24 protein-coding genes are annotated in these 23,337 nt (G+C 66.8%); 11 read left to right on the top strand and 13 right to left on the bottom strand.

The features are described 5' to 3' along the window. The 4 genes from pcaH to JOE31_RS01875 all read right to left on the bottom strand — a co-directional run bounded on the left by pcaH (position 1) and on the right by JOE31_RS01875 (position 4,809). Positions 1-852: a protocatechuate 3,4-dioxygenase subunit beta gene (pcaH, locus tag JOE31_RS01890; protein WP_374100875.1), complete on the bottom strand. Its 852-nt coding sequence runs from the start codon at positions 850-852 to the stop codon at positions 1-3. A 105-nt stretch (positions 853-957) separates the two neighbouring features. Further along, entirely contained in the window at positions 958-2,874 is a 1,917-nt protein-coding gene (locus tag JOE31_RS01885) for a bifunctional sugar phosphate isomerase/epimerase/4-hydroxyphenylpyruvate dioxygenase family protein (RefSeq protein WP_209741879.1), read from the bottom strand. After that, on the bottom strand, positions 2,874-3,755 hold the full coding sequence (locus tag JOE31_RS01880; protein ID WP_209741878.1) for a shikimate dehydrogenase: 882 nt from the start codon (positions 3,753-3,755) through the stop codon (positions 2,874-2,876). Before JOE31_RS01880 ends, JOE31_RS01885 begins: the two co-directional genes overlap by 1 nt. Before the next feature lie 166 nt (positions 3,756-3,921). Beyond that, positions 3,922-4,809, bottom strand: a complete 888-nt coding sequence (locus JOE31_RS01875) for an IclR family transcriptional regulator (protein WP_374100794.1) — start codon at positions 4,807-4,809, stop codon at positions 3,922-3,924. Positions 4,810-5,069: 260 nt separating this feature from the next. On the opposite strand from JOE31_RS01875, the gene JOE31_RS01870 reads away from it, so the two are divergent. Next, positions 5,070-6,389, top strand: a complete 1,320-nt coding sequence (locus JOE31_RS01870; protein ID WP_209741877.1) for an MFS transporter — start codon at positions 5,070-5,072, stop codon at positions 6,387-6,389. Positions 6,390-6,556: 167 nt separating this feature from the next. Here JOE31_RS01870 and JOE31_RS01865 read toward each other — a convergent pair whose 3' ends face one another. From JOE31_RS01865 to JOE31_RS01850, 4 genes are all read right to left on the bottom strand, one after another. Then, positions 6,557-7,639, bottom strand: a complete 1,083-nt coding sequence (locus JOE31_RS01865) for an ATP-dependent DNA ligase (protein ID WP_209741876.1) — start codon at positions 7,637-7,639, stop codon at positions 6,557-6,559. Between the two features lie 88 nt (positions 7,640-7,727). Next, the gene (locus JOE31_RS01860; protein ID WP_209741875.1) at positions 7,728-9,101 is read right to left on the bottom strand and encodes an NAD(P)(+) transhydrogenase (Re/Si-specific) subunit beta; all 1,374 of its coding nucleotides are present in this window, start codon (positions 9,099-9,101) and stop codon (positions 7,728-7,730) included. Continuing rightward, entirely contained in the window at positions 9,098-9,394 is a 297-nt protein-coding gene (locus JOE31_RS01855) for an NAD(P) transhydrogenase subunit alpha (RefSeq protein ID WP_209741874.1), read from the bottom strand. Before JOE31_RS01855 ends, JOE31_RS01860 begins: the two co-directional genes overlap by 4 nt. After that, positions 9,394-10,611 carry a Re/Si-specific NAD(P)(+) transhydrogenase subunit alpha gene (locus JOE31_RS01850; protein ID WP_307864350.1) on the bottom strand — a complete coding sequence of 406 codons (1,218 nt, stop codon included), beginning with the start codon at positions 10,609-10,611 and terminating at the stop codon, positions 9,394-9,396. Before JOE31_RS01850 ends, JOE31_RS01855 begins: the two co-directional genes overlap by 1 nt. 139 nt (positions 10,612-10,750) lie before the next feature. Between JOE31_RS01850 and JOE31_RS01845 the strand changes: the two genes are divergently transcribed. From JOE31_RS01845 to JOE31_RS01835, 3 genes are all read left to right on the top strand, one after another. Then, positions 10,751-11,737 carry a TIGR03885 family FMN-dependent LLM class oxidoreductase gene (locus JOE31_RS01845; protein WP_209741872.1) on the top strand — a complete coding sequence of 329 codons (987 nt, stop codon included), beginning with the start codon at positions 10,751-10,753 and terminating at the stop codon, positions 11,735-11,737. Then, positions 11,734-13,425 carry an alpha-amylase family protein gene (locus JOE31_RS01840; protein WP_209741871.1) on the top strand — a complete coding sequence of 564 codons (1,692 nt, stop codon included), beginning with the start codon at positions 11,734-11,736 and terminating at the stop codon, positions 13,423-13,425. Before JOE31_RS01845 ends, JOE31_RS01840 begins: the two co-directional genes overlap by 4 nt. 182 nt (positions 13,426-13,607) lie before the next feature. Then, the gene (locus JOE31_RS01835; protein WP_209741870.1) at positions 13,608-13,844 is read left to right on the top strand and encodes a hypothetical protein; all 237 of its coding nucleotides are present in this window, start codon (positions 13,608-13,610) and stop codon (positions 13,842-13,844) included. A 5-nt stretch (positions 13,845-13,849) separates the two neighbouring features. On the opposite strand, the gene JOE31_RS01830 is transcribed toward JOE31_RS01835, so the two are convergent. From JOE31_RS01830 to JOE31_RS01820, 3 genes are read right to left on the bottom strand one after another with little or no spacing between them, the layout of a single operon-like run. Further along, positions 13,850-14,137, bottom strand: coding sequence for a MoaD/ThiS family protein (locus JOE31_RS01830; protein WP_209741869.1), 288 nt, complete (start codon positions 14,135-14,137; stop codon positions 13,850-13,852). A gap of 9 nt (positions 14,138-14,146) precedes the next feature. After that, the gene (locus JOE31_RS01825) at positions 14,147-15,280 is read right to left on the bottom strand and encodes a sialidase family protein (RefSeq protein WP_209741868.1); all 1,134 of its coding nucleotides are present in this window, start codon (positions 15,278-15,280) and stop codon (positions 14,147-14,149) included. Between the two features lie 60 nt (positions 15,281-15,340). Then, positions 15,341-15,541, bottom strand: a complete 201-nt coding sequence (locus JOE31_RS01820; protein WP_209741867.1) for a hypothetical protein — start codon at positions 15,539-15,541, stop codon at positions 15,341-15,343. A 112-nt stretch (positions 15,542-15,653) separates the two neighbouring features. Here JOE31_RS01820 and JOE31_RS01815 point away from each other — a divergent pair, with 112 nt between their 5' ends. The 6 genes from JOE31_RS01815 (at position 15,654) to JOE31_RS01790 (ending at position 21,362) form a co-directional block, all read left to right on the top strand. After that, complete coding sequence (locus JOE31_RS01815; RefSeq protein WP_209741866.1) at positions 15,654-16,160, top strand: universal stress protein; 507 nt, start codon at positions 15,654-15,656, stop codon at positions 16,158-16,160. Continuing rightward, positions 16,157-16,726, top strand: a complete 570-nt coding sequence (locus tag JOE31_RS01810; protein ID WP_209741865.1) for a DinB family protein — start codon at positions 16,157-16,159, stop codon at positions 16,724-16,726. The genes JOE31_RS01815 and JOE31_RS01810 overlap by 4 nt, the downstream gene beginning before the upstream one ends. Positions 16,727-16,936: 210 nt before the next feature. Then, positions 16,937-18,136, top strand: coding sequence for an MFS transporter (locus JOE31_RS01805; RefSeq protein WP_209741864.1), 1,200 nt, complete (start codon positions 16,937-16,939; stop codon positions 18,134-18,136). 76 nt (positions 18,137-18,212) lie between these two features. Further along, a complete protein-coding gene (locus JOE31_RS01800; RefSeq protein WP_209741863.1) occupies positions 18,213-18,560 on the top strand; it encodes a metal-sensitive transcriptional regulator in 348 nt (115 codons plus the stop codon). Between the two features lie 103 nt (positions 18,561-18,663). Next, positions 18,664-18,894, top strand: a complete 231-nt coding sequence (locus JOE31_RS01795) for a heavy-metal-associated domain-containing protein (protein WP_144406497.1) — start codon at positions 18,664-18,666, stop codon at positions 18,892-18,894. A 38-nt stretch (positions 18,895-18,932) separates the two neighbouring features. Then, positions 18,933-21,362: a cation-translocating P-type ATPase gene (locus tag JOE31_RS01790; protein ID WP_209741862.1), complete on the top strand. Its 2,430-nt coding sequence runs from the start codon at positions 18,933-18,935 to the stop codon at positions 21,360-21,362. Here JOE31_RS01790 and JOE31_RS01785 read toward each other — a convergent pair. Next, the gene (locus JOE31_RS01785) at positions 21,359-21,631 is read right to left on the bottom strand and encodes a DUF2277 domain-containing protein (RefSeq protein ID WP_043485658.1); all 273 of its coding nucleotides are present in this window, start codon (positions 21,629-21,631) and stop codon (positions 21,359-21,361) included. The two genes, JOE31_RS01790 and JOE31_RS01785, sit on opposite strands and share 4 nt — an antisense overlap. Before the next feature lie 221 nt (positions 21,632-21,852). Here JOE31_RS01785 and JOE31_RS01780 point away from each other — a divergent pair, with 221 nt between their 5' ends. After that, positions 21,853-22,116 carry a hypothetical protein gene (locus tag JOE31_RS01780; RefSeq protein ID WP_011691158.1) on the top strand — a complete coding sequence of 88 codons (264 nt, stop codon included), beginning with the start codon at positions 21,853-21,855 and terminating at the stop codon, positions 22,114-22,116. A 100-nt stretch (positions 22,117-22,216) separates the two neighbouring features. Here JOE31_RS01780 and JOE31_RS01775 read toward each other — a convergent pair whose 3' ends face one another. Further along, a complete protein-coding gene (locus JOE31_RS01775; protein ID WP_209748059.1) occupies positions 22,217-23,203 on the bottom strand; it encodes a DMT family transporter in 987 nt (328 codons plus the stop codon). Positions 23,204-23,337 lie beyond the last annotated feature (134 nt).

Genomic DNA, 23,337 nt, shown 5'->3' with positions numbered 1-23,337 from the left:
CTACTCCTCTTCGCCATCTGTGCCAAACGCTTCGTTTTCGGTCCAGGTCCGCTTGGAGCCCGTCAGGACAATGTCCCACTTGTAGCCAATCGCCCACTCAGGCTTGGTGAGGTCATGATCATAGGTGGCCACCAGGCGGTCACGGGCGTCCTGGTCCACGATGGACTGGTAGATCGGGTCCAGCGGGAAGAGCTGGTCACCGGGGAAGTACATCTGGGTCACGATGCGCTGGGTGAATTCCTGCCCGAACAGCGAGAAGTGGATGTGCGCCGGACGCCAGGCGTTGAGGTGGTTCTTCCACGGGTACGCGCCGGGCTTGATGGTGGTGAAGCTGTAGGAGCCGTCGGCGCCGGTGATGCAGCGGCCCACGCCGGTGAAGTTGGGATCGAGCGGGGCGGGGTGCTGGTCCCGCTTGTGGATGTAGCGGCCGGCCGAGTTGGCCTGCCAGATCTCCACGAGCTGTCCGGCCACGGGACGGCCATCGCCGTCGAGCACGCGGCCTGAGACGAGGATGCGTTCGCCCAGGGGCTCACCGTTGTGCTGGATGGTCAGGTCCGATTCCAGCGCGTGCACGTCCATGTGTCCGAAGGCCGGTGAGAACAGTTCGATGGTTTCCGGATCCGCGTGGTGCAGGTCCTTGGTCGGGTGGCGCAGGACGCTGCTGCGGTACGGTGCGTAGTCCAGCCGGGGCTGGATTTCCGCTTTGGCCCCGTTCCTGAGTGCTTCCGCATATGCTTCGCCGATCGACTTCATCTCGGCGCTGAGGTCCGCCTGCGATTCCGCAGCGGCATCAAGCGGCGCGGAGGTCTTCGGTGCGGCTCCGGTTTCGGCCTGGGGCGCCGCATCCGACACGTCTTCGGTGATCGGGTCAGCGTTGAAAATTTCAAGGTTGATGTCTTCAGGCACAGCAGCCTCCTTTCAGTGGTTGATATTGTTGGTTGGAGATGGTTGGTCTTTTCAGGCGGTGCGGCCCAGCTGGTGCAGGTGGTCGTACTGGACGGCGTGCCGCACCGGCGCGTTGGGCGCACCGTAGCCGTCGTAACCGCCGCGGCGCTCCACCATTTCGAAGAACACGCTGCCCACGGTGGCGGTGTAGAAGTGCAGGAACTCGCCGTCGGCGTCGCGGTCGTACAGCAGGTTGAGGTCCCGGAGCGTGGCCAGGAAGGCGGGGTCGAGGTCGAACCGGGCGTCCAGGTCCTCGTAGTAGTTCGCCGGGATCTGCAGGAAATCCAGGCCCCGGTCCCGGGCCGCACGGGCCGTCTCCACGAGGTCGTCCACGGCGAAGGCGATGTGCTCCTGGTAGGTCTTCCGGTGCGCGGTGCCCGCAACCGCGCCGTCCTGCTGGATCACCGGGGCAAGGTTCAGCACCAGGCGCACGGCACGGTCCGCCGTCAGCATCACCTGGGAGCGCACCAGTCCGCTGGGACTGGGCACCTCCGCGAAAGGCTGCGGTTCCAGGGCCAGGGCGCTGGTGTAGAACAGCACGGCTTCGTCAAAGTGCTGCCACGGCTGGGCGAGGTTCACATGGTCGATCACCGCATTGCGTCCGCCGGCGGCCGGTACCTCCAGGCCTTCGCCAAACTCGCGGGTCCAGGCTGCGGTGCCGTCCGGGCTGCCCTGGCAAAGGAAGATCTCGGTGGAGTCCGGCGCAGCGAAGCCTTGGAACACTTCTTCGTCGGCCTGGCTCTTGCGGGGGACGGCGGGCGCCTTGAGCTGCTGGGCACGCGCCGCGGCGATCACGGGAGAGTCGACGTCGAAGCCGAGGGCGGCAATCGCCGGTGAGGAGTCCCCGGCATCGACCGAAGCCTCATTGATGATCACGCGTGCGTGGCCCATGCTCCACAATTGCACGTCCTTGGTGCGGTGTCTGCCGTTGAATTCGAATCCCAGCTGTCCCAGCACCTTTTCCAGGCCCGCGGTGTCGGCCGCTTTGACCTCGGCGAAGTTGAAGCCGGCCGGTTCTGCCACCTGCGGGAGGGTTGCCAGTTCCATGGGATAACGACGGCGGCCGGCCGCCTGGGTGCCTACGGCACCCGGACCCGCCGGGGTGTTGGCGTCCAGCCATTTGGCGCTCTGCTCCTCCAGCCAGATCAGCGACCGCATGGCGTCCACTGCCGTGCGTTCGACGTCGGACTGGCGGAAGACGTCGTTGAAGACCTCCAGCGAGACCGGTCCGGTGTATCCGGCGCGGACCACGTGGCCCATGAACTTGGCGAGCTCGAACTGGCCCTCGCCCGGGAAGACCCGGTAGTGGCGGCTCCAGGACAGGACATCCATGGACAGCTTCGGGGCGTCGGCCACCTGGACGAAGAAGATCTTGTCCGCACTGAACGCTTCGATGGGCGCCGTGTCCCAGTCCCGGGAAAGGATGTGGAAGGAGTCCAGGCAGGTGCCCAGGTTCGGGTGGTCCACGGTTTCCACCAGGCGGTGGGCGTGCTCGTAGTCGTTGACGTATTTGCCCCAGGCGAGTGCCTCGTAGGCCACTTTCACGCCGTGGTCCCCGGCGAGTCCGGCGAGCCGGGCCAGCTGTTCGGCGCGCAGGGAGTCGTCGTCGATGGTTGCCGTGCCCACGTTGGAGCAGACCAGGATGGTGTCCATGCCCAGGCGGGACATCAGCTTGAACTTGGCCTCGGCCCGGCGGAGGTTGGCGGCGAGGAGGTCCTCGGGAACGCTGTCGAAGTCGCGGAACGGCTGGTAGAGGTCCAGGGTCAGGCCCAGGTCCGCGGCCGTCTTCCGGACGTCCTCGGGGCTCAGGGAGGACGTCACCAGGTCCTGCTCGAAGATTTCGATTCCGTCGAAGCCTGCGATGGCGCATGCCTGCATTTTTTCCTTCAGCGTGCCGGACAGGCACACGGTGGCGATTCCGGTGCGCATCAGGCGGTCACCTCTTCGGCGGCAACGAGTTCCAGGAAATGGGCACGCATGCGGTCCGCGTCGGCCTCGAGGCCGGTGAAGATCCGGAAGGCGTCGGCTGCCTGGCCCACGGCCATGCGTCCGCCGTCCAGTACGTCGCAGCCTTTGGCACGGGCTTCGCGGACCAGTTCGGTGTCGATCGGGCGGTAGACAATGTCCGCCACCCAGTGCCGGGACTCCAGCAGCGACAGCTCCAGCGGCGCGCCCGGGTGGGCGGCCATGCCCACGGGCGTGCAGTGCACCAGGCCGTCGGCGAGCGGCATCAGCTGCGGCAGCTCCGCCGTCGTGCGGGCCGTAACCGTGCTGTCCGGGAAGAACCCGGCCAGTTCGGCGGCGCGTGCGGCGCAGCGGGCGGCGTCAGTGTCCACGAGGTCAAGGTGGCGGACGCCGGCGGTGAGCAGGGCGTACGCGACGGCGGACCCGGCGCCGCCAGCACCCAGCTGGACCACGCGGTCAAGCTTTGCATCGGGCAGTCCGGAGGCGAGGGCGGCCGCGAAGCCGGAGAAGTCGGTGTTGTGGCCGATAAAGCGGCCGTCCCGGAGGGTCACGGTGTTGACGGCCCCCAGGCGGCGGGCGTCCGGCGAAACCTCATCGAGGTGGTCCAGGACCAGCTGTTTGCAGGGGTGCGTGATGTTCAGGCCGTTGAAGCCCATGCGGTGGGCACTCTGCAGGAGTTCGCCCACCGATTCACCCGGGAGGCCCAGCTCCAGCAGGTCGATGGGGCGGTAGAGATACCGCAGGCCCTGCACGTCGCCTTCGCGCTCGTGCATGGGGGGCGTGAGCGACGGCATGACGCCATCACCTACGAGGCCCACCAGATAGGACTCTGCCCGATTGCTCATCCGTATAGCTCCTTTGACAACGGCACTCGGCTTGCCGGGACGCGCTGGGCGCCGGCCGCGGGCCGGGTGATAGGGATTACAGTACAGGAAATGTTCACATCTTGCACTGATGTTCTTATAGCGAACAAGTGGTGTCGCCGGCGACTGCCACTTCGGGCGGTGCGGCTCATCGCTGCGGCAGCCGTGCGGCCAGTTCCGCGGCGGCCTCCTGGAGCACGGGGACAAGGGCCACCAGCTCCTCCGGGCTGAGCCGGAACACGGGTACCGCCGTGGCCAGCGACGCGAAGGCGTAGCCCTGGGCATTGAAGACGGGAACGGCTATGGCGCGCATGCCGAGCTCGTTCTCCTCATCCATGACGGCGTAGCCGCGGCGGCGGACCTGCTCGATCTCGGACCGGAAGGCCTCACGGTCCGTGATGGAAAATTCCGTCAGCGGCTCAAGTTCCAGCTCCTCCACCAGGCGCTTCCGCTCGGCGTCCTCGGCAAAAGCCACCAGCGCCTTACCCACCGACGTGGTGTGGAGGGCGCCAAGGTGCCCGGGATCACTCGTGACGCGGAAGGTCTGCGGTCCGTCCACCTTGTTGACGGTGAGGTGATGGTTTCCGTCGCGGACAGAGAGGATGGTGGCCTCCCCGGTCTTCTCGGTGACCCGGCGAAGGATGGGCAGCGCCGTCCCGGCAAATCCATGGTGGTTAGACACGCGCTGACCCAGCTGGAAGACGCGCAGGCCCAGATGGTAGCGGCGGCCGTCCGGCTCGTAGTCCACAAAACCGTCGCGCGTGAGCGAGCCCAGCAGCCGGTACGTGGTGCTGAAGGGCAGCTCGGCCCGCCGGGACAGCTCCGCCGCACTGGCGCCTCGCGGCTCATCTCCCAGCAGGACCAGGAGGCCCAGGGCCTTGCCCACCATGTCCGTGCGGGAGTCATCCTTGGCTGCCTTGGGCGCCCTTGCCGCTTTAGCCGGCGCTTTCGCCGGCGCTTTCGCCGGCGTTTCCGACAGGGCCTCAGCGGGCGGGCCGGTCACAACGTCCGGCTCTGTGCTTTGATTCACACTCATAACCTGATGTTGCCACATTGTGAGAGCTATTTCTAGATGGTGATCATTTTTCTTGACAAGTGACAGCCCTCACAGCCATCATTGCTATATCGCACAAGTAGCTTCCACCATGTGGCTACTCGTCCGGGTCTTCACATGGACCACCGGCCGCCGCCAGCAGAGCCTCCATCCGGGTCTCCGGCTGGGTCTCCAGCAAGGAAGCGCGGCAGCCGCGAGAATCCTGATCCATCCGCGACAATGTCGTCACACAAAGGAACACCATGAGCCAGACACTCCCGTCCACGACGCCGGGCACCGCTGCACCGGCCGGGACCCCGAAGAAGGCAGCCCTCGCCAGCTTCCTGGGAAGCGCCGTCGAGTACTACGACTTCTTCATCTTCGGTTCCGCCGCCGCGCTGATCTTCCCGCACGTGTTTTTCCCCAGTGCTGATGCCAACGCCGCCATCATGTCCTTCGCCACCTTCGGCTTCGCCTACGTGGCACGCCCGGTTGGCGCCGTCATCCTGGGCCACTTCGGCGACCGTGTGGGACGGCAGAAGGTCCTGATGTTCACCCTGGTGCTGATGGGAGCCTCCACCTTCCTCATCGGCTGCCTCCCCGACTTCAACACGGTGGGCTGGTGGGCTCCCGCCCTGCTGGTGCTTGCCCGTCTCTGCCAGGGCCTCTCTGCAGCCGGCGAACAGGCCGGCGCGTCCTCCATGACTTTGGAGCATGCCCCGGACAACCGCCGTTCCTTCTTCACATCCTGGACCCTCACGGGCACCCAGGGCGGCCAGATCCTCGCGGCCCTCGTCTTCATCCCCGTGCTCGCCCTGCCTGACGAGGTCAAGTACGGCATCGGCTGGCGCATCCCGTTCTGGCTCAGCGCCTTGGTGGTCCTGGTGGCCTTCTTCATCCGCCGCACCCTGCACGAACCGCCGGCATTCGCCGAAGCCCAGAAGTCCGCTGCCATCTCCAAGCTGCCAGTGGCCGACCTGCTGAAGCACCACTGGCGCGATGTCCTCCGGGTTGTGGCCTGCGCCTTCATCGCAGCCGTGTCCACCGTGTTCGGCACCCTGGCCATCAGCTACGCCAAGACCGTGGCCGGCGTGGACGGCACCACCACCCTGTGGCTCGTGGTCGGCGCCAACTTCGTGGCCCTCGGCACCCAGCCGCTGTTCGGCATGCTGGCGGACAAGATCGGCCGCAAGCCGGTGTTCATCTACGGCGCCGTGGCCAGCGCGATCCTGACCCCGGTCTTCCTTCTGAGCCTCGAGTCGGGCAGCGTCCCGCTGATGTTCCTGGCCGCCATCGGCTTCTTCTCCTTCGGCTACGCAGCCTCCAACGCCGTCTGGCCGTCCTTCTACGCCGAGATGTTCAGCACCAAGGTCCGCTTCTCCGGCCTGGCCATCGGCACGCAGCTCGGCTTCCTGATGGCCGGCTTCGCCCCGGCGATCGTGGCTGCCATGGGCGGCATCAAGCCCGGCGGCTGGGTCCAGATCAGCATCTTCACGGCAGTCATCTGCGGTATCGCTGCCATCTCGGCCCTCACGGCCAAGGAATCCTTCAAGACCCCCACCCGGGAGCTCGGCCTGAAGTAGGCGCGTTCCTGCGGAAGCCGCCGTCGTGACCCTTTTTCGAAACGGGACGGGACGGGACACGGCGATTCCCTGAACTTCCGGCCAGTCTCGCGCAAAAGAAGGTCACGACGGCGGTCCGCCCCTCACGGGGGCGGGCCGCCGCAGTTTTACCAGCAGTTTTGAGGCGGTCAGGTGGCCAGCACCTCGGCGAGGTCATACTTGACGGGTTCCTCCAACTGGTCATAAGTGCAGGATTCCGGGTCCCGGTCGGGCCGCCAACGGACAAACTGGGCGGTATGGCGGAACCGTTCGCCTTCCATGTGGTCGTACTTCACTTCCAGCACCCGCTCGGGCCGGAGCGGCACGAAGGACAGGTCCTTGCCCGCGCTCCACCGGCTGCCTTCGGCGTTCCGCGGCGTCCGGCTGCCCTCCTCCTGCTTGGCCCAGGCCCAGGGGTGGCCGTCGAAGTCAGTCACCAGGGGCTGGAGTTCCTCAAAGAGGTCCTTGCGGCGCTGCATCGGGAAGGCTCCCACCACACCCACACTGGCCAGCTGGCCCTCGCCGTTGTAGAGCCCCAGCAGCAGGGAACCGATCCGGTCCGGACCGCTGGTGTGCACGCGGTACCCCGCCAGGACGCAGTCCGCCGTGCGTTCGTGCTTGATCTTGAGCATCACGCGTTTGTCCGGCTGGTAGCTGCCGTCCAGCGCTTTGGCAACAATCCCGTCGAGGCCGGCTCCCTCGAACTGGTGGAACCACTGCTGCGCCGTGCCGTTGTCCTGGGTGGTGGAGGTCAGGTGGACCGGTGCGGAACTGCCCGCGAGGGCCTTTTCCAGCATGCTGCGCCGCTCCGAGAACGGGCGGCCGGTGAGGTCCTCGTCGTCGAGCGCCAGCAGGTCGAATGCGACAAAGCTGGCAGGCGTCCGGGCTGCGAGGAGCTTCACCCGGCTGGCGGCGGGGTGGATCCGCTGCTGCAGGGCCTCGAAGTCCAGCCGGTCACCGGAGGCACCCACCAGGATGATTTCGCCGTCCAGAACGCAGCGGGGCGGCAGGTTCGCCTTCAGTGCCTCCACGAGCTCGGGGAAATAGCGGGTCATGGGCTTGCCGTTGCGGCTGCCGATCTCCACCTCGTCCCCGTCGCGGAAGATGATGGACCGGAAGCCGTCCCACTTGGGTTCAAAGCTCCACTTCGGACCTGAATCCGGGACTTCAGGCAGGGAGCTGACGGCTTTGGCGAGCATGGGCGCGATCGGGGGCATCACCGGCAGTTGCATAACGCCCATTCTTGCCCGGCCGTCCGCTCCGCACCACCCCCGGAGGGCCGGAACCTCCGCAGCAGCATTCCGGAGGCGGACCCCGCTGCTACAGGGCCTTGACCGCCCCCAGCACCTTCGTCAGCGAATCCTTCGCGTCGCCGAACAGGAGCGTGGTCTGCGGTTCGTAGAGCAGTTCGTTCTCGATGCCGGCGAAGCCCGGACGCATGGAACGCTTGAGGAACACCACCTGCCGGGCGTCCCCCACTTCCAGGATGGGCATCCCGTAGATCGGCGAACCGGAGGATGTCTTGGCCGCGGGATTCACCACGTCGTTGGCACCCACCACCAGGGCAACGTCGGCGGTCTTGAATTCCGAGTTGATCTCGGTCATTTCCTTGAGTTCCTCGTACGGCACGTTCGCTTCGGCCAGGAGCACGTTCATGTGCCCGGGCATCCGGCCGGCCACGGGATGGATCGCGAAGTCCACCTGGATTCCGCGCAGCTGCAGGGCCTTGGCCAGTTCCGCTGCGGTGTGTTGCCCCTGCGCCACGGCCAGGCCGTACCCGGGAACGATGATTACCCGCTGCGCGTAGCCCAGCAGCACGGCGACGTCCTCCGCGCTGGAGGAGCGCACCGGGCGCTCACTGACGGCGGTGGACCCCGCCGTCGAACCTCCCCTGAACGCCCCGAACAGGATGCCCGCCACACTGCGGCCCATGGCGGCGGCCATGGCCCGGGTCAGGATGGTGCCGGACGCTCCCACCAGCGTGCCGGCAACAAGCAGCAGCACGTTGCCCAGCACCAGGCCCGAGGCCGCGACGGCCAGGCCGGTGAAGGCGTTCAGCAGTGAAATCACGATCGGCACGTCCGCGCCGCCCACAGGCAGCACCAGGAAAATGCCCGCGGCGAGTCCCAGCACCAGCAGCACCAGGGCCAGAGGCAGCGAACCGGTCAGGACGACGGCGGTGCCGGCACCCACGGCGGCGAGCAGCACCGCGCCCATGATCACTGGCAGTCCGGGGAAGACCACCGGCCGGGTGGTCATGAGTTCCTGCAGCTTGGCGAACGTGACGGCCGAGCCTGCAAAGGACACAGCACCCACCAGCAGGGTGAACGCGATGGCCAGGCGGACCCACGCGTCCTCCGTGTGCGCCAGTTCAAGCAGCGCCACGAGGGCGGCCGCGCCGCCGCCCACTCCGTTGAACGCGGCAACGAGCTGCGGCATCTGGGTCATTTTCACGCGCCGTGCCACGGGGGCGGCCACAACGGAACCCACGGCAATCGCGCCGAGGATCCACGGGATGTTGTCCAGCCGGGCCGAAAGGAACACTGTGACGACGCCCAGAAGGGCTCCGGCGGCGCCCACGAGGTTGCCGCGGCGGGCGGTGCGGGGCGAGTTCAGGCCCATGAGGGCGAGGATGAACAACACGGCGGCCACCAGGTAGAGGAGCCCCGTCCAGGTCGGGTCCAGGATGCTCATCGCGGGCCCGTCCCGTCTTTGCGGCCGCGGAACATCTCCAGCATGCGGTCCGTCACCACGAAACCGCCCACCAGGTTGGTCGTGGCCAGCACGACGGCGAGCAGCGCGACGCCAAGGACCCACGGGTCCGCAGCCTGGCCGGCCACGATGATGGCCCCCACCAGGATGATCCCGTGGATGGCGTTGGCGCCTGACATCAGCGGTGTGTGCAGGGTACTGGATACTTTGGAGACCACTTCGAAGCCCACGAAAACCGCCAGCACGGTGATCGTGAGCAGGCTGATACCGTCCATCAGGCCACCCCTTCGTTGTCGGACCGGCGGTTCCCGGGATCAGCGGGAACCGGTTGGCCCGGAACTGGTTCGCCCGGAAGCGCGGCCAGCGCCTCCGCCGTGGGCCCGTGCCGCACCTCGCCGTCGTGCGTCAGGCACGTGCCGGCCACCACCTCATCACCGAAGTCCAGGGACAGGGTTCCGCCCCGGACCACCAGGGCGAGCAGGTTGGCCACGTTCTTCGCATAGAGCCGGGAGGCGTCGGCGGGCATGGCGGATGCGGCGTCCTTCAGGCCCACCAGCGTCACCGTGCCCTGGCCGTCGGCGGTGTCCACCTGGATATCCCGGCCGGGAACCGATCCCTCCACGTTGCCGCCGGACTCCGCGGCGAGGTCCACCACGACGGAGCCGGGCCGCATTCCCTGCACCATTTCCCGGCTCACCAGCAGCGGGGCCCTCCGGCCGGGGACGGCCGCCGTCGTAATCAGCACATCTGCCTGGGCCACATGCGGTGCCAGGAGCTGCCGTTGCAGGGCTCCGCGGTCCGCACTGAGCTCGCGGGCATAGCCGCCCGCGGCCTCGGCCGTCTCCAGGTCGAGCTTGATGAACGTGCCGCCCATCGAGGCGACCTCGTCTGCCGAGGCGGGCCGGATGTCGTTCGCGGAGACCCGCGCCCCCAGCCGTTTTGCGGTGCCGATGGCCTGCAGGCCGGCCACACCGACGCCGAGCACCAGCACGCGCGCCGGCGGAACGGTGCCCGCCGCGGTCATAAAGAGCGGAAAGAACCTCGGCAGCCGGATGGCCGCTTCCAGTACGCAGCGGTAGCCGGCCACGAGGGCCTGGGAGGACAGTGCGTCCATCGACTGCGCCCGGGATATCCGCGGCACCAGTTCCATCGCGAATGAGGTCACCCCTGCGGCAGCCAGCGCCCGGACCGTGGGCAGTTCGGACGACGGCGATGCGAGCCCGGCGGTGACGGCCCCGCGGCGCAAAGCCGCCGCCGTCGCCGGTTCCAGCGGCCGTACGTGCGCGAGGATGTCGAGTGATCCGGGATCGAGGCCGGGGACGATCCGGGCGCCGGCGCGGACGTACGCCTCGTCGCTGTAGCCTGCCGCGGCTCCCGCCCGGGATTCGACCAGGACCTCAAGGCCCAGGCCAATCAGTTGCTGCACCGTCTCCGGTGTTCCGGCAACCCGCCGCTCGCCCTCACGGTGTTCCCGCGCAATGCCTAGCTTCACCAGCCACTCCCTTTCCAGCGTCATCGCTGTCCCGAGTCATCGCTTCCCCGGGTCGGTACTGGCTAGAGTCTATGCAGAAAGACGCGGCTCCGCCGGTGCTTTCCTCGACACGCGTCTTCCCCGCCGGTAGACATTAACGATGGCTACTATCGGTTTTCACGCATCGCATGAACAGATCAGCCCGGGCCAACTGCTCCAGGACGTCCAACTGGCGGAGCAGGCGGGGTTCGACGCCGCCATGTGTTCGGACCACATTGAACCCTGGTCCGCCCGGCAGGGCCACTCCGGCTTCGCCTGGTCCTGGCTGGGGGCTGCGCTGGCCACCACCTCGCTGCGCTTCGGCGTGGTCACAGCTCCCGGCCAGCGCTACCACCCCGCGATCATCGCGCACGCCTCGGCCACCCTGGCGGACATGTTCCCCGGGCGGTTCTGGATGGCTCCGGGGAGCGGGGAGAACATGAATGAACACATCACCGGTGACGCGTGGCCGGCCAAGGAAACCCGCCAGCAGCGGCTCGAGGAATGCGTTGACGTCATCCGGCGCCTGCACAACGGCGAAGAAGTCACCCATCACGGGCTGGTCACCGTGGAACAGGCACGCCTCTGGGACGTTCCGGAAACCAAGCCGCCGCTGATCGCCCCCGCCATCAGCGTGCAGACAGCCCGGCGTGCGGCGGCCTGGGCGGACGGACTGGTCACCGTCAACCAGCCGCACGCGAAATTGCAGGAGATGCTGGCCGCCTACCGGGACAACGGCGGCAAGGGCAAGGCGGTGCTCCAGATCCACCTGTCCTGGGCGCCGCGGGAAGAGGACGCGGTTTCCACAGCCCTGGACCAGTGGCGGTCCAACGTCTTTGCGCCGCCCATCCCCTGGGACCTGCCCACAGCGGCCCACTTTGACGGCGTCAGCACCGACGTCGGCGAGGATCAGGTCCGCAAGGCCGTCAACATCTCCTCCAGCCTGGACCAGCACGCCACGTGGCTGCAGGAGTACGCGGACCTGGGCTTCGACGAGCTCTACCTGCACTTCGTGGGCCAGCAGCAGAAGCCCTTCATCGAGGCGTTCGCCGAACACGTCCTGCCTCAGCTGCGGGCCGGCAGCGGGACGCAGGCGGTGACGGCATGAGGATCGCCGAGACTTCGGATCTGTGGTGGAAGAATGCCGTGGTCTACTGCCTGGACCCTGAAACCTTTTTTGACGACGACGGAGACGGGACCGGGGATTTCGGCGGCCTGACCCAGCGTGTGGACTACCTTGCGGCCCTGGGGGTCACGTGCATCTGGCTCATGCCGTTCTACCCCTCGCCGGACCGGGACGACGGCTACGACATCACCGACATGTACGGCGTAGACCCGCGGCTCGGCACCCTGGGCGACGTTGTGGAGTTCATCCGGACGGCCAAGGACCGGGGAATGCGGGTGATCGCGGACTTCGTCATCAACCACACCTCGGACAAGCACCCCTGGTTCAGGGAATCCCGGAAGTCCGTGGACAACCCTTACCGCGACTATTACGTGTGGCGGAAGGACACTCCCCCGGACACGTCGGAGCAGGTGGTGTTCCCCGGCGAGGAAACGTCCATCTGGACCCGGGACAAGGCCACGGGCGAGTGGTACCTGCACATGTTCGCCAAGCACCAGCCGGACCTGAACGTCGCCAACCCGAAGGTCCGGGACGAGATCGCCAAGTCCATGGGTTTCTGGCTCCAGATGGGGCTGGACGGATTCCGGCTGGATGCCGTGCCGTTCTTCCTGGAGCTGCAGGGCGTGTCCAAGGAGGATGCGGCCAAGATCGATCCGCACGACTACCTGGCCGCACTGCGCAGCTTCCTGAACCGGCGCAACGGCAGTGCTGTGCTCCTGGGTGAGGTCAACCTCCCCTACAAGGAGCAGCTGAAATACTTCGGCGGGCCGGACGGCAACGAACTGAACATGCAGTTCGACTTCCTGAGCATGCAGAACCTCTATCTGTCCCTGGCCAGGGAGGATGCCCGGCCGCTGGCCAAAACCCTCGCCGCCAGGCCGGCCATCCATCCGGACAACCAGTGGGCCATGTTTGTCCGCAACCATGATGAACTGACGCTGGACAAGCTGAGCGACGAGGAGCGCGCCGAGGTTTTCGCCGCCTTCGGGCCCGACCCGGACATGCAGATGTACGGGCGGGGACTCCGGCGTCGCCTGCCAACGATGCTCGACGGCGATCCCGCCCGGATCCGCATGGTCTATTCGCTGATGTTCTCCCTCCCCGGAACCCCGGTCCTCTTCTACGGCGAGGAGCTCGGGATGGGTGAGGACCTACGGGCGAAGGGCCGCTCCGCCGTACGGTCCCCCATGCAGTGGACTGACACGGCAAACGGCGGGTTCTCCACCGCCCCGGCGGACAAGCTGGTGGCTCGGGTGGTTGACGGCTACTTCGGGCCGAAGAACATCAATGCCGCGCAGGCAAAGCGCGACCCGGACTCGCTGTGGAATTTCATCGCCGCACTCATCCGAAGCTACCGGGAAAGCCCGGAGCTTGCCTGGGGCGACTTCGAGCTCATCAAACAGTCCGATTCCGGCGTTCTCCTGCACAGCTGCACCCGCGCCGGTTCAACGCTGGTCCTGGCGCACAACATGGCCGCGCAGCCGGCCTCCGTCGCGGCCAGGGTTTCCTCGCCGGAAGATCCGGAGGAGACATTCGGCGGTGCCGTCCTGCTGGATCTGCTCGACGGCGACAATGTTCCGCTGGCGGACGACGGTGGCTTCGAACTGGAGCTGGAACGCTACGGCTACCGCTGGTTCCGGATCCAGCGACCCGCCGACAGGCGGATATAGCGCCGGCGGATCTGACGCGGCGTTAGGTTTCCTTCAGCTGGCACGGAGCGCGGAAACAGCCCGGGCGCGGAAAGCTAACGCGGCCATTACCGGGATGAAACGCGGCGGCAACAATGGCGCAGGACACTGGATATGCCGGCAATTGCAGGCAACAGCACAAGCTCCAGCTCAGGAGGCCCGCCATGTTGAAGGAAGCCAAAGCACATGTGACCCGCGTTCGCGCCCTGGACCAGCTGCACCGCGGCGACGAGATCGAAGCCCGCCTCTCGGTGGGCCCCAGCTATGACGACGTGGTGATCCGCCGGGGCCGGGTGCAGGAAACTGCGCCGGGCATCGGGGTCGTATGGATCATGGACCGTCAGACCGGGATGCGCAAGGCGATCAATTCGGACGAATGCAGCATTTGGCGAGTAGCCTGAGCCTCTCAGCCGCCGGCCACGGACTGGATGATCACCACTTCCTGGCCGGCAGCCACTTCAGTTTCCAGTCCCCGCAAGCGCCGGACCTCGTCCCCGTTCACGTAAATATTCACGTAGCGGCGGAGGGCACCGGTCTCGTCCCTCAACCGCCTCGCGAGCACCGGATAATCCCCGGCCAGCGAGTCCAGCAGGAACCCCACAGTCACCGCACCGTCGGCGGGCGTAGTCAGGATGGACTGCCCGCCGGCGAGCGGCTGGAGGACACTGGGCAGCACCACGCTGATGTCAGCCACAACGGACCCTCAAGCGGGTACCGGAGCGCCAGGCACCAGGGCCGCAGACACCACCGCAGCGCGGACGCACAGGACGTCAGGAAGATGTGACGCCACTTCGGTGAAGTGCTCGCCCTCGTCCGGGCTGGCGTAGACAGAGCCACCGCGCGTTCCGAAGTACACCCCGGCCGGTTCTGCGGAATCAACCGAGGCAGCGTCACGGAGCACCGCGTTGTATTCGCCCTGCGGCAGCCCGGAATCAAGGCGTTTCCAGGTCTTCCCGGCATCGTCCGTCCGGTGTACTGCCAGCTTCCCGTCAGGCGGTATGCGTTCGCCGTCGGCTTTAAGCGGGACAACCCACGCAGTGCCTGCGCGCCGCGGATGAGTGAGCATCACAAAGCCAAAATCCGCCGGAAGTCCTTCCGCTATCGACTCCCAGTTCTCGCCGCTGTCATCAGTGCGGTACACCCCGTGGTGGTTCTGGGCGTAAAGCCGGCCCTCGACGGCGGCATCCGCCGCGATCTTGTGCACGCACTGGCCGAACTCAGGGTTGGGATCAGGCATGAAGTACGCAGAGATTCCCTTGTTCCGCGGCTCCCAGGAGGAGCCGCCGTCGAGCGAGCGGTAAACGCCGCCGGTGCTCATGGCAACGTGCACGTTTTCCCCGGACGGATCGACGACGATTGAGTGGGCGGCCGCTCCGCCGTACCCTGCGCCCCATTCGCTGCGGTGCGGATGGTCCCAGAGTCCGCGGTTGAGCTCGAAGTGTTCGCCCCCGTCCGTGGATTTCCACACGGAAATGGGTTCGGCGCCGGCCCAGACCACTCCGGGGCGGGACTCGGCGTCCGGATAAATCTGCCAAATGCGCTCCACTGCGGCGTCAGTGCCGTTCGGGAACTTGATGGCGCCCTGTTCGGGCTCGGTCCACGTCGCCCCGAGGTCATCCGAGTGCGCCACAGTGGGCCCCCAGTGCTCGGAGCGGACACCCACCATGATGCGGGTACGCCCGTCACGGGTGTCGATGCCGATGCTGGGGACTTCGCTCATCAGGAAATGGGGGCCGGACATGGACCATGTCTGCCGGTCCTGGCTGGTCGCCAGCCACAGCCCTTTTTTGGTTCCGATTGCTAGGACATAACTCTGTTCGATGGCCATGCACCCCATGCAACCACTCAGCCCCGGAGGCCGCAATGGTTTTCGCGCGGCGTTATGCGCCCTGCAGGGTCAGTCCACGAATTCAGACTGCGTCTCGATGAAGTCCCAGTCCGCGTTCGTGAGGACTCCCGTAGCGGTGTCCGGGTGCGGTCCGCCCGCCTCGGCAATCCCTTGGAGCACAAACAACGGCATTTCGTCCGCGCGCAGATTCTCGCGCAGCCATTCCTTGCTGGCCAGGTCCAGATCAAGCCACCACATGTAGATTTCCACCGCGGACCACCTCTCCCTATGCGTCAACGTTATTCCGCGGCAAGGGGGTGTACAAGGGTCCAACGGCCGTGGCCGCGCTGTTCAATGAATGCAGGCGGGGCCACAATGGAGTATGTCTCCTGAACGCTTCAGCGGTCCGCCTCCCCTGCTTGTCGGAGTGCTGCCCGGCCAGCACGCAGAAGTGCTGCACTCGGCCACCGGCCTCGCAGAAAAACTGGGCGTTCCGCTGTTGTGCGCCTACGTGGACGAGGCAAGCTACCTGGTCGAGTGGGACCCGGCACGGTCGGCGCACCGGCTGTCCCTGCACCCGGACAAGGACGACGACGACGTCCGGGCCGTGAGCGAAGAGCTCCGCGGGGTCGTGGGGGCCGCATGCGCCACGAAATCGGTGGAGTGGACACTGCGGATACTGTCCGGCGACCCCGCCCGCGCCCTGGGGCGTGTGGCAGCGGAGGCCAACGCCTCCATGATCATTGTGGGAACACCCGAGCGGGGCCTGGGCCACCGCCTCTCGGCGGCCCTCAACGGTTCCGTGGCTGCGTGGCTGACCCACCACCAGGACCGCCCCGTCCTGGTGGTCCCGGCACATATGGGCGCCCACCGGGACACCCCCGAGTGACCGCCGCTCCGGGGAAGGTCCTGCACGGCTACGAGCGCAACTGCAGGGAACTCGAGCACTGGCTGGCCTCCGCGTCCGACGCGGACCTCCGCCGCAGCAGCGACGGCACCCGCTGGACCAATGAGGAGCTTCTGTTCCATATGGTTTTCGGCTACATGGTGGTGCAGGCCCTGCTGCCCCTGGTCCGGATTTTCGGGGTCCTCCCGGCGCCTTTGAGCCGGGGGTTTTCGCGGATGCTGAACGCGGGAACCGCACCGTTCGACGTCGTCAATTACCTCGGATCCAAGGCTGCGGCACGCGTGTACAACCGCAGGCGGATGGCCGCGAAGCTCCGGCGGGTAACGCGCTCCCTTGAGCGGCGGATGCGGCGCGAGACAGTTGCCGCGATGGCCCGCGGCATGTCCTTTCCGGACCGCTGGGACCCGTTCTTCACACCGTGGATGTCCTTGGCAGAGGTCTACGCCTATCCCATCGAACATTTCGACTTCCATGCCACCCAGCTCAGCCTGGGCGGCGGTCCGCCTGAAGAGATACGGGGCAGGAAGACAGGACGAAAGCCCCTGTGAAAGTAAAGCGAAAGTAGTTATTCAAGGTGGTGGCGCTCACCGCTACCGCCAAGTAAGCTGGAGTTCGCAGGAAGATGTTGGACCTGCCCCATAAGCTGCTCCGGAGTGCGTATCCCCCAATAACGCACTCCGGAGCTTTTTAATGTGCAGGCCGGATTCCGGGGATAATCAAGCGAAAAGCGGCGCCGGCCGCCTGCCAGGAGCAAAGCCGTGACCACAGCGCCAATTCCCACGCCGACCGCGGCTGTCACCGCGCCGCTGTATGCCGCAGGCTTTGTCACAGCCTTTGGTGCGCACAGCATCGCAGCCGGGATGGGCGCCCACAGCGGTGATATTGGACTGAGCCTGCTCAACCTGGGTATCCTCCTGGCTGTTTATGACCTCGCCGAAGTGGTGCTGAAACCGGTCTTCGGAGCTTTGAGCGACCGCATCGGCACGAAGCCGGTGGTCGTGGCAGGGCTTTTCGCTTTCGCACTGATGTCTCTGATCGGATTGTGGGGCTCAAACCCCTTGATGCTCGGGCTCGCCCGGATCGGCCAGGGCGCCGCTGCCTCGGCGTTTTCGCCGGCGTCCTCGGCAATGGTGGCGAGGCTTGCCGGCCGCAACGCAGGGACGTATTTCGGCCGCTACGGCTCGTGGAAGAGCCTGGGCTACGTCGCGGGCCCGCTGATCGGTGCCGGCCTGATCTTCCTGGGCGGCTTCACCCTCCTTTTTGCCGCCCTGGCCGTCCTCGCGGCGGCCACTGCCGTGTGGGCGATGGTGACGCTGCCGCAACTCGCTCCTCTACCCCGGCCGCGGTACACGCTGTTGGATCTTGCCCGCCAGATAACGCATCGGAGCTTCCTCGTCCCGACGCTCGTTCTTGCGTCAGCCACCGGAGCCCTTGGAACAGCCATTGGATTCCTTCCCGCGCTGGCAACGCGGCACGGCCTGGATCCCGTGGCGGCCGTGGCCGCCGTCAGCGTGCTGGCACTCGCCTCCGCTGCCACTCAACCCTGGATCGGCCGCCTGCGCGATCAGGGACGGCTCCATGACGGTCCCGGCATGACAGCCGGGCTGCTGCTGACGGCGGCCGGAATCGCCGCGGTGGCGCTGTTTCCGGGGCCGGTCACCATCTTTTGCGCAGCGGCTGCCATCGGCACGGGCATCGGTGTTGCCACGCCGCTGGGCTTCGCGCACCTGGCCTCCACCACGCCGCCCGAGCGTTTGGGACGGACCATGGGATCAGCCGAGCTGGGACGGGAGCTGGGCGACGCCGGTGGTCCCCTCCTGGTTGGTGCCGTGGCTACAGCTTCAGCACTGCCCCTGGGCCTCGGAGTCCTCGCCGCGGCCGTCGCCGCCGCATCCCTGCTCGGCATCGGCAGCATCGGCCGCGGGGCGCCGGCCCAGGAACCGGCCGCCGAACGGTGATATCCGGCCTGACAGCCGCATTTCATACCCCCGGGGGGTACTTGCAATATACCCCTCGGGGGTATATGTTGAGGACATGGACTCAGCAGAAGACGCCGGACCCCTGACTGCGGACGCGGAAACCGTCCCCCAGCATGGCTACACCTCGAACAAAGAGGCATATCTGCGCCGGCTCAAACGCATTGAAGGCCAGGTCCGCGGAATCGCACGGATGGTGGATGAGGACAAGTACTGCATCGACATCCTCACCCAGGTTGCGGCAGTGAACAAAGCCCTGCACGCAGTGAGCCTTGGCCTCGTTGAGGAGCATATCGGTCACTGCGTCGTGGGCGCCGCCTCCGAACCCGACCCGGAACTCCGCGCGGAAGCCATCGACTTCAAGGTCAAGGAGGCCACCGATGCCATCGGGCGCCTGCTGCGGTAGCGGCAATCCCACCCACCACACCATCCGGATGATCCGACCGGGTCAATCCGGTGCCGCCGGCACCACCGGCACCACCGGCACCACCGAGAAAGAGGAGCAAACCATGAGCCCCGTATCCACCACCGTGAACGTGTCCGGCATGACCTGCGGACACTGCGTGTCCTCCGTGAGCGAAGAACTGGAAGCACTGGAAGGCGTGGAAGCGGTGGACGTCGACCTCAACGCCGGCGGCATTTCCACCGTCACCATCACGTCCGAAAAGGCCCTTTCCCGTTCCGAGATCGGCGAAGCCGTAGCCGAGGCCGGTTACCTGGTGGTGGCCAACGAGGCCTGAACCGCACGAACCAATCCAACCCATAGTGAGGACACGCCGTGAGTAACGAGCAACTGCTGCACCAGCCGGGAACCCGGGTCATCGAACTCGATATCGAGGGCATGACCTGCGCTTCATGCGTCGGCCGGGTGGAACGCAAGCTCGGAAAGCTCGACGGCGTCGAAGCCTCGGTCAACCTCCCCCTTGAGTCGGCGCAGGTCACGGTCCCGGCCGGCATCACCGACGAACAGATCACGGCCACCGTAGAAGCCGCAGGCTACAAAGCCCGGGTGCGGCCCCCGCGCTACCCGAGCCGGGGTGGCGAGGCTGAGATTGCGACCGGCTCAACCACAACCGGTGGGACACCCTCGAGCGGCGACGCCGGGGGCATGCGGCAGCATGCGTCTAAGCGAGGCATGAGCGAGCATGCAGAGCATGTCTCCGGTGGTGCCTCGGCTGGTGACCACATGGCCCACGGTGGCGCCGCTGCCCAACTTAAACCGCGGCTCATCGTTGCCGCCGTCCTCACCGTCCCGGTGTTCGCGATTTCGATGCTCCCGGCGTTCCAGTTCGCCGACTGGGGCTGGGTGGCGGGGATCCTGGCATTGCCGGTGGTCACGTGGGCGGCTTGGCCGTTCCACCGCGCCGCGGCCGTCAACGCCCGGCACTTCGCATCCACCATGGACACCCTGGTCTCCCTCGGCGTCACGGCCGCGTACCTGTTCTCCGCCTGGCAGTTGCTGGCCGATCCCCGCATGACCGAACACCCCGGCATGGAGATGGGTACGGGCGGACTGTACTTCGAGGTGGCCTCCGTGGTCACCACTTTCCTGTTGCTGGGCCGCTTCCTGGAAGCCAACGCGAAGCAGAAAGCGGGCGACGCCCTGGAGGCGCTGCTGAACCTGGGCGCCAAGGATGCCACGGTCCTCGTTGACGGCGCCGAGCTCAGGATTCCCGCCGACCAACTCACGGTGGGCGACGTCGTGGTGGTCCGCCCCGGTGAGAAGATCGCGACGGACGGTGTGGTGCTTGACGGTGCCTCTGCCGTGGACGCCTCCCTGGTAACGGGCGAGTCCGTACCCGTCGAGGTGGCTCCGGGCAGTCCCGTCACCGGGGCCACGATCAACACCTCCGGCCGCCTGCTGGTCCGTGCCACCCGGGTCGGTTCCGAAACCACACTGGCCCAGATGGCCCGGCTGGTTGCCCAGGCGCAGACCGGAAAGGCTCCCATCGCCCGCCTGGCGGACCGCATCAGTGCGGTGTTCGTTCCGATTGTGCTGGTCATCGCCGTCCTCACGTTCGTGCTCTGGATCGTCTTCAGCGGACCGGTGATAGAGCCTGCCGAAATCCGCGCGGCGTTCACGGCGGCCGTAGCGGTCCTGGTCATCGCCTGCCCCTGCGCCCTGGGCCTGGCCACTCCGGTTGGTCTCCTCACCGGCACGGGCCGCGGCGCCCAGCTGGGGATCCTGATCAAAGGCCCGCAGGTGCTTGAAGATACCCGCACCGTTGACACGATCCTGCTGGACAAGACCGGCACCGTCACCACCGGCCACCTGGCCGTGTACGGCACGCGGGCCTTCGGCACGCACAGCAGCGCCGAAGTGCTGCGCCTGGCGGGCGCCGTTGAGGCCGCCTCCGAGCACCCTGTGGCCCAGGCCATTGCGGCCGCAGCGCTCTCCGCGGAGCGCAGGAACGACGGCGGCGGGCGGCTTCCCGCCGTCGAGCACTTCCGTTCAGCGCCGGGAGGCGGGGTGTCCGGAAGCGTGCAAGGCCGGCTGGTCATCGCCGGACGCACGGGCTGGCTTCAGGACAACGGCATCACGGTCACGACGGAACAGCAGGAGGCGCTCCGGGCCGCCGAAGAATCCGGTGCCACCGCCATCTGGGTTGCCGTGGACGGGGAACCTGCGGGCATAGTCTCGCTTCGCGACACCATCAAGCCCGGGTCGGCCGCAGCGATTTCCCGGCTAAAGCAGCTGGGCCTCCGGCCGATCCTGCTGACCGGGGACAATGGCGCAGTGGCTGCGCAGGTGGCCGCCGCCGTCGGCATCGCTCCCGAAGATGTGTTCGCCGGGGTGCTGCCGGAGGGCAAGGTCGATGCCGTGCGGAAACTGCAGGACGGCGGTGCAACCGTGGCCATGGCGGGAGACGGCGTGAATGACGCAGCGGCCCTGGCCCAGGCGGATCTGGGGATTGCTATGGGGTCCGGCACGGATGTAGCCATCGAGGCCGCGGATCTGACCGTGATGGGCAATGACCTGGGGCAGGTGGCACAGGCCATCGAACTGTCCCGCCGAACGCTGGCCACTATCAAGGCCAACCTGTTCTGGGCGTTTTTCTACAACGCCGTCGGCATACCCGTGGCGGCACTGGGGTTGCTCAACCCCATGATCGCCGGCGCGGCCATGGCCGCCAGTTCGGTGCTGGTGGTGGCCAACTCTCTCCGGCTTCGCAGCTTCGGCAAGACCGGCGGCCGCCTGGGCGCTTAGGCGGCGCCGAAGCGGACAGCCGCCTTGGCCCGTGCCTTGGCGGCTTCCTCGTCCCGGTCCTTGGCCGGGGCATGTGTCACCAGCGAATCGAGCAGGTGCTGGGTGGCGTGCGCGATCTCGTGCACGGCGCGGTTGAACGCCTCCTCGTTGGCTTTCGACGGCTTGGTGCTGCCACTGATCTTGCGCACGTACTGCAACGCAGCGGCTTCCACCTCGGCCGACGTGGCGTGGGGCTCAAAGTTATGCAGGGTCCGGATATTGCGGCACATAGTCCCATGCTAGGCTCTGGACCGCCTGGGATCGAGGCCCGAAGCCTGTCCGGATACCGCTGGCCCCGCAGCTGCCCTCACGGGTTGGACTGCATGGGGAGCGGTGCCCATCGACAGTGCCGGGGCCGCGGGATAGTTTCTAGGTAATGGATCTTCCGGATGAGCCGGGGGCCGCTGGGGATGCCGATCGGATCGGGTCCGTTGACTGAAGGAGAAAACTAATGGCTATTTGGGGTGCAGACATTGCTCAGCTCAAGGCGCTCGGGACCAAGCTTCAGGCTGGTTCGTCCGAGATCGAGAAGGCCAAGTCGCAGCTGACGAAGGCTCTTGACAGCACCGACTGGAAGGGCCCGGATGCGGAGAAGTTCCGCAGCGAATGGTCCGGCCGCCACGTAACGGACCTGGCCCGGGTGGCCCGGGCACTGGAAGAGGCCGGCAAGCAGGCCAGCAAGAACGCTGCCCAGCAGGAAGAGGCTTCCCGCTAGGGAACGCCTGCCGCCGGCAACGCCGAAACGGATGCCCCGGACGCATAAAGCGCCCGGGGCATCCGCCTCTTAACGCCAAGGCCACCGCCGCGTGGTGCGGTTACGGGACCGGTTCGACATCGTTAGCGTGGTCCAGCGGCGCCGGCACCGGCGCTGCATCGGATCCGCCTGCGGAGGCAGTCCCTGCCCGCGGTCCGCGGAGCTCGTCCACGCGGACCAGGACGACGCCGCCAACAATCAGCACACCGCCGAGGAGCTGGATGGGGCCGGGCAGTTCACCGAGCAGGAGCCACGCCCAGATGACGGCGAAGAGCACCTCGGTGAGCGACACGAACGATGCCACCTTTGAACCGAGCGCCCGCGCAGCCACAATCCCCGAAACGTAGGCGAGGACCGTGGCAAGGATGATCAAGCCGCCCAGCGACACCCACCACGGGGTAACCCACGGCCCCAGTTTGGTGTCCGCCGTGCTGAACGCCATGGGTAGAAGTCCGGTGGCAGCTGCCAGCCACATCACGACGGCGCCCACCATCAGGCCGCCGGATGCCAGGACGATCGGCGGGAGGGTGTCGTTCTCCCTGGCAGTGATGAAGAAGTAGATCGCCAGGCAGACGGCTGCGGCGATTCCCCACAGGACACCGACGACGTCGATCTTCACCGCACCGGTAAGGTCCAGCACCAGGATCAGTCCGCCCAGCGAAAGCAGCGTTCCCGCAATGGTGAGCGGGCGCGGACGCCGCCGGCTCGCGGCCCACAGCCAGAGGACGATGATCACCGGTGCCAGGTACTCCAGCAGCAGGGCAACGCCTACGGAAAGGCGCTCGACGGCGTTGAAGTAGAACAGCTGGCAGGCCGCGACCCCGATGAGCCCGAACAGCAGGATGGTCAACCAGTTGTCCCTCAGCTGGCTCCAGCGGCCGCGCAAAGCGGGCACGGCCGGGATCGCGAGGATGAGGGCTGCTCCGGTCAGGCGTGCGGTCACGGCAGCACCCGGAGTCCACCCGGTTTCAAGCAGGGCCTTGGCAAAAGATCCGGAAAGGCCGAAGACGGCTGAAGAAAACAGCGCAACGCCGAGCCCGGACGCCAGGAAGCCGGAAGCGGGCCGGCGGGCGGCGTCCGGCCGGGAAGCGGCGGCCTTGACGGACGCTTCGTCGCGTTTGCTTACGGCAGGCACGGCTGCCTCCTGTCAGGAGTAAAGTGGGGTAATGGTCATGACATTAC

This window comes from Arthrobacter sp. PvP023 (genome assembly GCF_017832975.1).
Lineage (GTDB): Bacteria > Actinomycetota > Actinomycetes > Actinomycetales > Micrococcaceae > Arthrobacter.
The sequence above is the reverse complement of the archived record's forward strand: the minus strand, read 5'-3'. Positions and strand labels throughout refer to the sequence as shown.